Raw genomic sequence first — 12,884 nt, 5'->3', positions numbered from 1 at the left:
CCTGCGGCGCAGGGAAAGATCCGTTATGCCGCCTTCGGCGTACGGTCGACAATTGATATAAATCAATATTTCAGACGTTGAAAGATAAAGCCGAAATTAAGCCCCGAGGGGGTGCGATCATGCGAGCGTAGACCGAAAGGACTACGTGCGCCCCGTGGCGTCCCCTCCCAAATGAGGGGGTGCTTTTCCGTGACGCCCGACCCCCGAGCCGAGAGCCATACGAAGCCGGGCTGGGAGGGCGGCGGGGCGGATCCTTCGGGATCGACTCTTTGCCGGCGGACCCCAAGAAGAAGCCGGCGCAAGACAGGAGAAACCAACTATGCATGCAACTCTCAAAACAGTGACCGCCGTCCTGTTTTGTTCGGCTGCCGCGGCCTCTACGGCCTTTGCCGCCGACGCCGTCCCGGGCACGGGCAACAAGAACGTCAACCCCGTGACGCAGGCCGTCTACGCGAACCCTGATGGCGACCAGGCCACCAAGGGCGTGAAGACCCTCCAGGACTACATCGTCCAGGAAAAGGAACTCTTCGAGTTCCTCTTCGAAAACCATCCGATCTTCAAGTACGCCGAACGCGGCGACATCGTCGGCGTCTACAAGGTTTCGACCCGCGGGTCCGAATACTTGGGCGAAGGCAACGCCGCGGGCTACACGAAGGCGGGCGGCTTCAAGAAGCCCCAGGCCTCGCAGTACCGTCTCTCGGCGAAGTCGATCCTCGACTACCCGAACCGCTTCGTCGGTCCGGAGCGCTGCGGCGAATGCCACGCGGTTCAGTACCAGAAGTGGAAGCGCTCGCGTCATGCGCAGACGATCCGCTTCCCCGGCGAACACCCCGAAGTCGACAACGACCTGAAGAAGAAGCTCTACGGGTCGGACGCCTCGATCCTGCCGGACGGCATCACGCCGGACGTCATCTACGCGACGGTCGGCACCCCCCGCACGAAGTACGGCTACATCGACGGCTGGCTCGTCCGTGGTTCCTACCACGTCCGTGACGGTTTGCTCAAGGACGGCACCGGCAAGATCGTCGCCGGCGGCAACCAGTTCTCCCGCGGCTGGGCCCAGTGGCTCACGCCCGAACGCGCCAAGGAAATCGCCAAGGTCGTTCCCGGCTTCCCGACCGAAATGAAGGATTTCGGCGGTTCCGGTTCGCACCAGTGGGGTGAAACCTCCTACGGCGCCTCGTTCGAGAAGGAATTCCTCTTCCAGCCGGCGTCCTCCTACTGCGAGGTCTGCCACGCGTTCAAGTTCGACTTCAAGACGAAGGACGAATTCTTCGCGGCGTTGGGCGACCCGAAGGAACTCCAGAAGCACACGATCTCGAAGGGCATCGCTTGTGAAGAATGCCACGGCGCGGGCGGCCACCTGGTCGGCGCCGAAAGCAACGGCTTCCAGACGAACTGCGAACGCTGCCACCAGCGCTCCAACTTCATCCCCGAAGACGTGAACACCGAAGCCGGTCAGGGCAAGATCGAAAACGGCTTCAACGCCAAGATGAAGTCCTCGTGCCCGTCCTGCGGTACGGAAGGCTCGCAGCTCATGATGTCCAAGCACTATGAAAAGGGCATGCGCTGCGTCACCTGCCACGACCCGCACGAAGTGACGTCGAACGACTGGACCTCGTACTACACGAAGCCCGCGATCCGCAAGACCTGCCAGGACTGCCACAAGGATCAGGCCGACGTGGTTGCGCAGACCAACACCCACAGCAAGATGGACTGCGTGGACTGCCATATGCCGTTCACGATGTCGTGTGAAAACTTCACCGCCATCCAGCGTCCGGACATGGCCGGCTTCGATGCCGTCCGCCGTTCGCACATCTTCAACATCAAGGTCGACCCGACCGCCAAGATGCTGAACCCCGCCGAAGGCCAGAGCCGCGCTTCGAACTCGAAGGGCTGGCGCATCGCCAAGGATGAGGAAGGCCACGGCTACGTCGACCTGATGTGGAGCTGCGCGCGTACCGCCAACGCTGAAAAGGGCGTGACCGACAACAAGGGCTGCCACTCGGCGTTCTTGTCCGAGCTTGAGGAAGGCCTCCAGTACACCGACCAGAAGCAGATCTATGACGAAGTCATGGAATGGCAGAACCCGGTGAAGGACGGCTACAAGACCGCGGTCGCCGCTCAGGAACGCATCGCGAAGCTTCTTGAAGTCACCAAGGTGCCCGTCGACGCCAAGACCGAAATCATGATGCTCGTGGACAAGGCCCGCGACATCACGATCGAAGTCGAGAAGGACGGTTCGTGGGGCGTTCACGCTCCCGACTACCTCAAGACCCGCGTCGAAACGGCCAACGCCTACCTGACGAAGGCTCAGGCGATCCTCGACAACGGTGGTTTCCCCGCCGTTGAAAAGGAAGAAGCCAAGAAGTAAACCGCCGGCACCGTAACGCCGACCCCGGACCCGACCCACGGGTCCGGTCCGGGAAACGACAGCATCAAGAGGAATCATGAACAAGCATCTCGCAGGGCTCGCCCTCGGTCTCGCGCTCGCGCTCCCCATGGGTGCGCAGGCGGGCGCCGACGGCCCCATCGAACCGGCTCCGGTCTACGACGAGGTTTTGAACCAGATCTCGCTTCGCGAAGCCGAAATGCTTCACGACGCGGGGGTGCCCTTCTACGACGTCAACACGCTGGAGATCTGGGCGGACGGATTCATTCCGGGCGCCATCTTCTTCAACGTGAACGACTGGAAGAAGCTCCTTCCCGCCGACAAGAGCGCGACGGTGGTGTTCTACTGCGCCAACCCGCTTTGCACGTCGAGCGAAATCGCCGCGCGCGAAGTGATGAAGTTGGGCTACACGGACGTGCGTCAGATGCCCGAGGGCATCTACGGCTGGAGGCTCTCCAACCGTCCGATCGAACGCCCGTGATCCGGCGGATGCTCATGACACTCACGAAACGACTTACGAGATGAAGACCACTATGTTTGCCCTGAAGAAGATCGCTCTCTCCGCCACGCTCGCCATCGGCTTCGCCGCCGCGGCCCACGCTGCGGCCCCGACGACGCAGCTGGAGAAGGAGTCCTACTCCATGGGTGCCACCGTCGGCAACTACATCGCCTCGCAGATCTACCGTCAGACCGAACTGGGCGCGAAGATCGACATGAACTTCGTCGTCCAGGGGTTTGAGGCGGCTCTCAAAGGCAAGGCGGAGCTGTCCGACGACGACATGCTGAAGATCCTCAACGACCGCGCTGAGGTCCTCAACAAGTTGGAAGCCGACGCCAAGACGAAGGTCGCCGCGGCCAACCTGGAGGCGGGGAAGAAGTTCCTCGCCGAGAACGCGAAGAAGAAGGGCGTCGTCACGACGGCGTCCGGCCTTCAGTACGAAGTTCTCAAGGAAGGCAAGGGCGAGAAGCCCCGCGTCGAAGACGTGGTCAGCGTCAAGTACAAGGGGACGCTCATCGACGGGACCGTCTTTGAAGACGTGACCGGTGAGGCGGAACCCGCCCGCTTCGTGCTGATGTCCGTGATTCCCGGCCTCGAGGAAGGCGTCGCGCTGATGACGCCCGGGTCGAAGTACCGCTTCACCATCCCCGCCGCGCTTGCGTACGGCCCGGATGGCGCCGGTCAGATCCCGCCGGAATCGGTCCTCGTGTTCGAACTTGAGCTCGTCAAGGTGGACAAGGTCGGTGCGCATCAGAACTTCGGCAACGCGAACCTGAAGGGCATGGCGTCGCCCCACTAAAGGAGTGACCGGATGATCGGGCTTTTCACGACGATTCTTCTGATCGCGCTGGCCGCGGTCGGGGTGCTGGTTCTGGGCGCGGTGCGCCGGGACGAGCCCTCGGCCAAGACCGCGGGCCCGGTCGTCGCCCTTCTGGGTTTGGTGTTGGTGACGCTGAGCACGGGCGTCTACGCCTGGCTCGGCCGACCCGCCGGCTGGACCGAGCAGCGTGCGGATGCCGACGTCGGCTATCTGCGCGCGGCGAAGGTGAACGAAGCACGCCGTCAGGCGGACCTCATGGCGGATGACGCCGGGGCGCAGAAGCGCGAAGCGCTCGCGCACCTCGACGTCGGTCAGTACGCCGAGGCCGTCGAGGCCCTGGACCGCGCGATCGCGCTCGGGGGCCGGGAGACGGATCTGCTCGCGCAGAAGGTGTTCGCGCTCTGGTACAGGGACGGACGCCGCTTCACCGACGAGTCGAACGCGTTGGTCGCGGAGATTCTAGCGAAGAACCCCCATGAGGTTCAGACCCGGATGCTCCTCGGTCAGGACGCCTTCCTCCAGGGCCGCTGGGAAGCGGCCGTGAAGGAGTGGCGGATGCTCTTGGAATCCGGGGTCGCCCCGGAGAAGACGAGGGCGTTGAAGAACGCGATCGCCAAAGCCGAAGCCGAGATGGCTCATCAGGAAAATTGAGTGACGTTCGTCCCGGTTTCCCTCGCCCGCTCGGGTTCCTCAAGGAACCTGAGGGCGAAGCGGGACGGATGATCAAGGAGAAAATTGTGAGCGAAAAAATCGACCGGAGGAAATTCCTCACTGGTGCGGGTTTGAGCTCCCTCACCCTCATGACTCTGGGCGGATGCGCCCAGAGCGGAAAAGAGGGCGCCAAGGGACCGCACTACGCGATGGTTTTCGATCAGAACAAGTGCGTGGGGTGCCGCGACTGCCGCATCGCCTGCAACGAGACGAACAAGCTCCCCAACGGGCGCACGAGGCTCCTTCTGGAGCTCCAGGGCGAGGTTGAGGTGAAGACGGCCCGCGGCGGGTACGCCCCGCAGCGCAAGTACGTCCGCGTCTCCTGCCAGCAGTGCCAGGACGCGCCCTGCGTGAAGGTCTGCCCGACCGGGGCCGCCCACCGCGACCCCGAGACCGGCATCGTCACGATGGACGCTTCGAAGTGCGTCGGCTGCAAGTACTGCATTGCGGCCTGCCCGTACAACGTGCGCTTCATCAACGAGGAAACCAAGGTTGCCGACAACTGCGACTTCTGCCTGCACACGAAACTGCAGAAGGGCGAAGACCCCGCCTGCGTTCAGTCCTGCAAGTACGACGCGCTCGTTTTCGGTGACTTGAACGACCCGAACTCGTACATCAACAAGCTCCTGAAGGTGAAGGACACCGTCCGCATCCGTCCGGAACTTGGTACCGAGCCGAGTCTGCGCTACATCCCCATCGTGAAGCAAGGAGTGTGATATGGACATCGCCATGAATTTCACGTTGGGCCTCTCTGAAGGCGTGGCCTGGCCGTGGCCCATCGCCGTCTATCTCTTCTTGGCCGGTATTTCGGGCGGGAGCGTCGCGATTGCGCTGATCCTGAACCTCTACCGCAAGCAGACGACGGTGAACACGCCGGTTCTGAAGGCGGCGAGCCTCACCGGGCTCATCACCATCCTGCTCGGGATGGTGTGCCTGGTGCTGGACCTCACGAACCCGCTCTTCTTCTGGCGCATTCTGGTCTACTACAACCTTTCGTCCGTGATGAGCTTGGGCGTCATCGCGCTTCTCTTCTACATCCCGCTGGTCTTCGTGCTCACGCTCGTGGCCCTGCGCGACGAAGTGAAGAAGTGCGGTGCGCTCGCCTGGCTCGACGGTCTGATCGGCGTCTTCAACGGGTGGCGCGGTGCGCTCCACTGGATCGTGCTCGTTCTGGCGCTCACGATCTGCGCGTACACGGGCTTCCTCATCTCGGCGCTGATCCGGTTCCCCCTCATCAATACGGCGGTGCTTCCCGCGCTCTTCGTCGCGTCCGGTCTCTCGGCCGGCGCCGCGGCCTCGAAGATGATCGCCGTCTCGATGTTCGGGGACAAGTTGGACAGCCACGACCAACACATCCTTCACGGGGTCGAGTATCCCGTGATGGCTGCGGAAATCCTCTGCATCTTCATGATCGCGGTCTCGCTCATCCTGGGCAACGCCGCGCAGCAGGCCGCTGCGGCCGCCTTCGTCTCGGGCCCCTGGGCCACCGAGTTCTGGGTGGGCGTCGTGGGCGTGGGGTTCGTCCTCCCGCTCCTCTTCGGCTGCATGAAGAGCCGTGCGGGTTTCTTCCTTGGCGGCCTCGCGAGCGTCGCCGGGATGATGTGCCTGCGTCTCTTCATCCTCTACGCCGGTCAGCTCTTCAGCATCTGATTGAGCCGATCCCGTTGAGGACCAACGGAATCCCTCACTGAAATCGATTGGAATTTCGGGCCCGGAGCTTCGGCTCCGGGCGGGATTCTTCCCTCCAACCCCAACTTTCCCAACCTTTCCCCAAGACCCCGAGTCTTCCCGCCTGCCCGGACACCAGGAAGACTGCTCTTGACGAAACCAACCCGGAGACCTTCGTGATCGAATCATGCTGGAAACACGCCCTTGCGGGCGTCCTCACCGCGGCGACGCTCGGCGTTGCGTCCATGGCCGCCTCCACCGCTCACGCCGCCGACGCGGTGCCCTACACCGAGGCCGACCAGTGCGGCGGCTGCGGCATGTGGATCACGAAGTACCCCGGGCCCAAGGGCCAGGTCCATCTGAAGTCGGGCGACGTCGTGAAGTTCTGCTCCACGCGCTGCATGACCTGCAACACGCTTCTCCTGAACCAGGCGGACGTGGAGGCGTGGCTCATGCAGGACGCCGAAAAGATGGACTGGTCGGGCCACGACGCGGACGAGCCGCATCTCAATGCCGAGGCGGCGTGGTTCGTGCTGGGGTCGTCGAAGAAGGCCACGATGGGGCCCTCCTTGGCGCCCTTCGCGACGAAGGAGGCGGCCGAGGCCTTCCAAGCGGAATTCGGCGGGAAGCTTCTTCGCTTTGAAGACCTCTCGCGCGGGACGCTCGGCTGCCCCAACAAGAGGAAAAAGCTGTAAAACTGTAGGTGAACGCCGAAACCGTCACGTCCCGAAGCTTTTCGGGGAGGGTGAGGCAGAAGGAAGGCGTTCGCGACAACAGGTTTTTCGGGGCTCGGACTGCGGCTGGCTTGGTTTGTAGTGGTCCGCCCCTTTTTATGCGAGGACTCACCCGGAGCGCGGACGTTCCGGGTGAGTTGTCAAGAGCGATCCCGGTCGGTTTCGCCTGACCGAATGCGCCGCGGGGTTCCCTTCGGGGCCCGGCGCAGACTTCCCCCGGCGGGAAGCCGCAGGCGGAAATGACGGGATTTCGAAGGCCGTTTTCGACGTGAACCCCGGATGAACCCCGGAGGTTCCCCGCATCCGGCACCAACTCCACCGCAAGAGGACAACAAAAACCATGTCGACCCCGATGATTCCGACGACACCCCGACGCCTGGGGCTCCTGGCGTGCGCGGCCGCGCTCTCGGCGCTCATGGCGACGCTCGCCGGCTGCGGCGGGGAGGAGACGGCGGCCCAGACCTTCAGGCCCGTGCCCTTCGGGAAGCACGACCGCTGCCAGGTCTGCGGCATGGTGATCAGCCACTACGAGGGTCCCAAGGCCGAAGTGGTCATCAAGGGTGCGGAAGGCGAACCCGTCAAGTTCTGCTCGGGACGCGACGCCTTCAGCTTCGCGCGTCAGCCTGAGAACGAGCGGCGGCTCCTCGCGTTCTTCATCCACGACATGGGCGCGACCGATTGGGCGGAGCCCTCGGACGACGCTCTGATCCCTGCGAAGGACGCCTGGTACGTGTACGGGTCCAAGGTCGAAGGCGTGATGGGGACGGAACCCATCGCCTTCGGCACGGAAGCGGCGGCGAAGGCCTTCCAAGAGAAGGAAGGCGGGAAGATCGTCCGCTACGCCGACGTGACGTTGGAACTTCTGAACGAATAACCCGACGAGCCCGGAAGCGCCCCATGCCGACCATCGCCCGACATGCCGTGAACACTCCCGCCGCCCGGCGCCTCCGCGCCCTGGGCGGGGTCGGCGTACGCGCGCTGAAGGCGTCGTCGGGGCTTCTTTCCTTCCTCTTTTCTTCCGTGATTCTTTCGGTCGCCATCGGCTTCCTTTCCCTCACGGCCGCCCCCACCCTTCACGCCGAAACCTTCGTCGTCGACTCGACGACTGCCTTGGACGATGCTCTGATCGAAGCCTTCGACGGGGACGAGATCGTGCTGAAGCCCGGGCACTACCAACTGCAGCCCGTGATCGAGAGCGCGATCGTCATGCGGGGTGAAGGCAACGCCGACGACATCGTGATCGAAGGCCCGGGGAAAGGCGCCGTCGTGACGGTGCGGGTCCCGGGCGTGCGGTTGGAGAACTTCACCGTGAAGGGTTACGGGTCGGACCTCTACGCCAAGGACGCGGGCGTGCGCGTCATGGACGGCGCGGACGGGATCGTGATCCGCGGGCTCGTGATCGAGGGGCCGGGGTTCGGCGTGCGCGCGGACCGTCTGGAAGGGCTCGTTTTGGAAGGGACGTCGATTACCGGCGACGCGAAGATGCATGTGCTGGACCGCGGCGACGGCGTCTTTCTCAACTACGTGAAGCGCCCCAAGTTGACGGAAAACCGCGTGCGGAACGTCCGCGACGGCTTCTACTTCGAAAACGTCGAGGAGAGCTACTGCGAAGGAAACTTCTTCACGGGCGCGCAGTACGGCATCCACTGGATGTACACCCGCGGGGACTTTGCGACCAAAAACCGCGCCGCGGGCGTGCGCGGGGGCTATGCGCTGATGAGCAGCAGGGGTGTGACGTTGAAAGATTCCGAGACCTCCGGGAACATCGAGTTCGGGGTGCTCGTCAACGTCTGCGAAGGCTGCGTCGTCGACGGGAACCGCATCCGCGACGTCCACAACCCGAAGGGGAACCCGGCGCTCGACACCGAGGGGAAGGGGATCCACATCTACGGGCCGGGCACCTCGAAGATCCACGGGAACCAGGTGCTGCATTCCGACATCGGGATCGGCGTCGCGATGGGGGGCGAAGGGAACGTCCTCTGGGAGAACGCCTTCATCGATAACGGCATCCAGGTCCGCTACGTGGGCGAGACGCCCTTGGAGTGGAGCTTCGAGGGACGCGGGAACTTCTGGAGCACCCACATGACCTGGGACGTGGACCACGACGGGATCGCGGACACGCCCTATCAGCCGAACGACAGCCTGGACCGCATCTTCTGGATCTACCCGGAGGCGAGGTTCCTGATGGAGAGCCCCGTCGTGGCGCTGCTCCGTTGGCTCGCCGACCAATTTGAAATCGACCGCGGGAAGGGCGTCACCGACAGTCACCCGCTCGCCTCGTGGGAGGTGCGCTGATGTCCGCCATGACGACTCACACGCCAATGAACATGGAACCGAACGACCTTGCGGTCCTCTGCCGCGACCTCGTCTTCAGGCGGGGCGACACGGAAGTGTTGAAGCGCATCGCCTTCACGCTCGAACCCGGCCGCCTTCTGGGCCTCATCGGTCACAACGGCGCGGGGAAGTCGACCTTGATCAAGCTGATGCTGGGGCTGCTCACCCCCGCCTCGGGGACGCTTGAAGTTCTGGGCGGGAAGCCCGGCGCGCGTCCCTTGGACGTGGGGTACCTGCCCGAGAACCTGAGCTTCTACGACGCGATGACGGTGCGCGAGCACCTCCAATACTTCTCCGCGCTCAAAGGCGTGCCGACGTCGCGCGCGCAGGATTTGGTGGAGGAGTTGGGGCTCGGCGTCGTCATCGACCGGAAGCTCGGTCAGTGCTCGAAGGGCCAGCGCCAGCGTCTCGGGCTCGCGCAGGCGCTTTTGTCCAAACCCCGTCTTCTCATGCTCGACGAACCCACGGTGGGGCTCGACCCGGCGGCTTCGGCGCTCATGTACCGCGAACTCTCAAGGCTTCGCGACGCGGGCTGCGCCGTGGTGGTGTGCACGCATGAGTTGGCGTTGGTGGAGCCGCATCTCGACCAGGTGCTCCTCCTCGCTCAGGGCGAAATGCGGGGGAGCGGCACGCTCGAAGACCTGCGCGGGCGCGCCGGTCTTCCCGCGCTGATTTCGAACATCGACGCGGCGGCGGTGGCGAAGGACGACCTTCTCGCGCCCTTCCTTCGCGGCGAAGGCGCCGACGTGAAGTTGGCCGTCCCGCAGGGGGACGTGCCCGCGGTGGTGAAGCGCTTGACGGATGTCCACGGGATCTACGACTTTCAGCTCCGCAAGGCCGACCTCGGCATGATCTTCGCGCACTTCGTTCTCGACGTGCCGGTGGAGGACCTCTGACATGACGACCTCACAGCATTTGGGCCGGGACGTGGGCGCGTGGACGCGCATCCGCATCGTGGCGGGGAAGGAATTCGGGGACTGCCTCCGGAGCCGCTGGCTCCTTTTGGGGAGCCTCCTCTTCGCGATCCTGGGTCTGGCCGTCTTCTTCGGGACGGCGGCGATCGGCGGGACGCTCAAGTACCAGCCGCTCGTCACCGTCGTGAATTCGCTTCTTTCGCTTACCGTCTTCCTGCTCCCGCTCCTCGCGGTCCTGTTGGCCTACGACGCCTTCGTGGGCGAGAGCGAAGGCGGCACGCTCCTTCTGATGCTGACGTACCCGATCGGGCGCGTCGAGTGGCTCTTGGGCAAGGCGATCGGGCAGGGCGTGGCGCTCCTGGCGGTGTTGACGTTGGGCTTCGCGGTTTTGCCTGTCGTGCAGAGCGTGCTCGCGGTCCCCTACGGGATGGGGGAACTCCTCTTCGCGCTCCTTCGCGTCGTCGGGACCGCGTGGCTTCTCGGCATGGTCTTCGTGATGCTCGCCTACTGGGTGAGTTTGTCGGTTAGGCACAAGGCGCAGGCCTTGGCGCTTCTCCTCGTTTTGTGGTTCGCGTCGGTGCTCCTCTACGACTTGGCGATGTTGGTCGTGACGGTCGCCGGCGCGGACCATCTCGGACGTGGGTTCGTGACCGGGATGATGCTCGCCAACCCCGCGAGCGTCTTTCGCCTCATGAACCAGGCCGCGCTCGGGATCGTCGACTTCGCGGTGCCGCCCTTCATGGTGATGGCCGGGATTCTGGTGCTTTGGGCGGCGGCGCTCTTCGGCTGCGCCTACGGGAAGCTCAAAAGGATCGCCTTCTAAGGGTGTTCCACTAAACCGGACGAAAACGACCGCGCCTTAAGCTCAGACGAACACTCAAACCCCATCATGACAACGAACCTTCCGATTCCGACTCCAACCCCTGACCCCGAGGACCATCCGTGATCCCCGAAATCGGCCACTTTCTCCTCATTCTCGCCGCGGTGACGGCGCTCCTCGTCCCCGTCGCGGTGTTCCGCGGCGTTGCAACCGGGAACGCCGTGCTGACGCGCCTCTGGCGTCCGGCCGCGCTGATCGTCGCCGCCGGGATGACGGGGGCGTCCGCCGCGCTCATGCACGCGTTCCTCACGGACGACTTTTCCGTCGCCTACGTCGCGAACCACTCGAACACGAAGCTTGCCGCCGTCTACAAGGCGGCCGCCTTCTGGGGCGGGCACGAGGGGTCGATTCTCTTGTGGACCCTCTTCATGGCGTGGGGGGCGTTGTGGCTTGCCCGGCGCTCCCAGCGTCATCGCACCGACGCGCCGGAGGTCGCCGCTTCCGTCGCTGCTTCCGGCCCCTGCGGGGACGCGCTCACCGCGAAGATCTTCGACGCCCGCACGGGGGCGGTGCTCTTGCTCGTCATCGGGGGCTTTTCGCTCTTCATCCTCGCGACCTCGAACCCCTTCCTGCGGCTTCTCCCCGACGTCCCCACCGAGGGGCGCGACCTCAACCCGGTGCTCCAGGACATCGGGATGATCCTTCACCCGCCGGTGCTTTTCCTGGGCTACGCCGGGTTGGCGGTGATGTTCGCGGTGATGTCGGCGCTTTTGTCGGAAGGCGCCTGGCGGCGCGGCGCCGTGCGGCTCGTGACCCATGTCGCGGTCGTGACGTGGATCTTTCTCACCGCCGGCAACATGCTCGGCTCCTGGTGGGCCTACACCGAACTCGGCTGGGGCGGCTGGTGGTTCTGGGACCCGGTCGAGAACGCCTCCTTCATCCCGTGGTTGACGACGACGGCGCTCCTCCACGCCCTCATCCAGACGAAGGCGACGGGACAGCTGAAGCGCCTCTCGATCTTCCTCTCGCTCTTCGGCTTCGCCTTGTGTCTCCTCGGAACCCTGATCGTCCGATCCGGCCTCATGCAGTCGGTTCACGCCTTCGCGACGGACCCGACGCGCGGGACGGCATTGTTCGTTCTCATGATCGCGATCATGGGGCCGGCGACCGCGCTCTACGCGATGCGGGTCGAGAAGACCGCCGCGGGTGAGGAAACCTCCCCCACGACGGACGACGCCCTCATGACGGCCGGGATCTTTCTCGTGACGGCGGCGGCCTTCGGGGTCCTCTTCGGGACGCTTTATCCGCTCGCCTACGACATGGCCGTGGAGAAGTCGCTCACCGTCGGCGCCCCGTACTTCAACAGCTTCTTCGCGCCGATGGCACTTCTGGCCGCGGTGTTGGTCGGCGCCGCGCAGCTCCGGGGCCGCGGCCTCGTTTCGGCCGGCGTCTGCGCGGTGCTGTCGCTCGCCGCAGGCGGCGCGCTCGCCTTCACCACCGATCCCCGCGACCTCTGGATGACTGCCGCGGCCGTCTCGGCCGCCGCGTGGATCGTCTCGACGGCGGCCGCGGGGTTCCTGCCGAAGACCTTCGGCGGGAAGATGGAGGCGGAAGACGGCCGTCACCACCATCATCACGGCCGGCACGCTGCCAAGCCGCGCCGCCCGGGGCGTCTTTCCTGGCCCGCGCTCGTCGCGCACGTCGGGATCGCGGTGTCGATTCTGGGTGCGGTCGGTGTCGAGCAGTTTGAAAAGGAAGCGCTGGTGCGGATGGGCCCGGGACTGGGTCGACCTTTGGACGACGTGGTCTTCGTCTACACCGAAACCCGCGCCGTCTCGATGCCCTCCTACTACGGGCGTCAGGCGGTGATCGAAGTCCGTGAGTTGGAGGGCGAAGCCCTCATCACGACGCTTCTTCCCGAACGCCAGACCTTCATTTCGAGCGGCATGCAGATGTCCGCGGCCGGGATCGACCACGGCTTGACGCGCGACC

The 12,884-nt window shown here is 64.6% G+C and carries 12 protein-coding genes; all 12 read left to right on the top strand.

What is annotated here, in order from left to right; translation table 11 throughout:
• Window positions 1–319 precede the first annotated feature (319 nt).
• On the top strand, window positions 320–2,374 hold the full coding sequence (locus tag HMPREF9440_RS07295) for a cytochrome c3 family protein (protein WP_008542914.1): 2,055 nt from the start codon (window positions 320–322) through the stop codon (window positions 2,372–2,374).
• 76 nt (window positions 2,375–2,450) lie between these two features.
• Window positions 2,451–2,873, top strand: coding sequence for a rhodanese-like domain-containing protein (locus tag HMPREF9440_RS07290; protein ID WP_008542910.1), 423 nt, complete (start codon window positions 2,451–2,453; stop codon window positions 2,871–2,873).
• Between the two features lie 40 nt (window positions 2,874–2,913).
• The gene (locus HMPREF9440_RS07285; RefSeq protein ID WP_008542908.1) at window positions 2,914–3,690 is read left to right on the top strand and encodes an FKBP-type peptidyl-prolyl cis-trans isomerase; all 777 of its coding nucleotides are present in this window, start codon (window positions 2,914–2,916) and stop codon (window positions 3,688–3,690) included.
• Window positions 3,691–3,702: 12 nt separating this feature from the next.
• On the top strand, window positions 3,703–4,362 hold the full coding sequence (locus HMPREF9440_RS07280) for a tetratricopeptide repeat protein (RefSeq protein WP_008542907.1): 660 nt from the start codon (window positions 3,703–3,705) through the stop codon (window positions 4,360–4,362).
• A gap of 68 nt (window positions 4,363–4,430) precedes the next feature.
• Window positions 4,431–5,138, top strand: coding sequence for a 4Fe-4S dicluster domain-containing protein (locus HMPREF9440_RS07275; RefSeq protein ID WP_008542906.1), 708 nt, complete (start codon window positions 4,431–4,433; stop codon window positions 5,136–5,138).
• 1 nt (window position 5,139) lies between these two features.
• Window positions 5,140–6,072, top strand: coding sequence for an NrfD/PsrC family molybdoenzyme membrane anchor subunit (nrfD, locus tag HMPREF9440_RS07270; protein WP_008542905.1), 933 nt, complete (start codon window positions 5,140–5,142; stop codon window positions 6,070–6,072).
• A 194-nt stretch (window positions 6,073–6,266) separates the two neighbouring features.
• On the top strand, window positions 6,267–6,785 hold the full coding sequence (locus HMPREF9440_RS07265) for a nitrous oxide reductase accessory protein NosL (RefSeq protein ID WP_050816178.1): 519 nt from the start codon (window positions 6,267–6,269) through the stop codon (window positions 6,783–6,785).
• 379 nt (window positions 6,786–7,164) lie between these two features.
• Window positions 7,165–7,698 carry a nitrous oxide reductase accessory protein NosL gene (locus HMPREF9440_RS07260; protein WP_008542901.1) on the top strand — a complete coding sequence of 178 codons (534 nt, stop codon included), beginning with the start codon at window positions 7,165–7,167 and terminating at the stop codon, window positions 7,696–7,698.
• Window positions 7,699–7,721: 23 nt separating this feature from the next.
• On the top strand, window positions 7,722–9,119 hold the full coding sequence (gene nosD / locus HMPREF9440_RS07255) for a nitrous oxide reductase family maturation protein NosD (protein WP_008542900.1): 1,398 nt from the start codon (window positions 7,722–7,724) through the stop codon (window positions 9,117–9,119).
• 32 nt (window positions 9,120–9,151) lie between these two features.
• Window positions 9,152–10,054, top strand: a complete 903-nt coding sequence (locus HMPREF9440_RS07250; protein ID WP_148516534.1) for an ABC transporter ATP-binding protein — start codon at window positions 9,152–9,154, stop codon at window positions 10,052–10,054.
• 1 nt (window position 10,055) lies between these two features.
• Window positions 10,056–10,895, top strand: a complete 840-nt coding sequence (locus HMPREF9440_RS07245) for an ABC transporter permease (RefSeq protein WP_008542897.1) — start codon at window positions 10,056–10,058, stop codon at window positions 10,893–10,895.
• A 119-nt stretch (window positions 10,896–11,014) separates the two neighbouring features.
• The coding region (locus tag HMPREF9440_RS07240; protein WP_008542896.1) for a heme lyase CcmF/NrfE family subunit at window positions 11,015–12,884 on the top strand (1,870 nt) is incomplete at its 3' end.

This window comes from Sutterella parvirubra YIT 11816 (genome assembly GCF_000250875.1).
In the GTDB taxonomy this organism is placed as follows: domain Bacteria; phylum Pseudomonadota; class Gammaproteobacteria; order Burkholderiales; family Burkholderiaceae_F; genus Sutterella; species Sutterella parvirubra.
The sequence above is the reverse complement of the archived record's forward strand: the minus strand, read 5'-3'. Positions and strand labels throughout refer to the sequence as shown.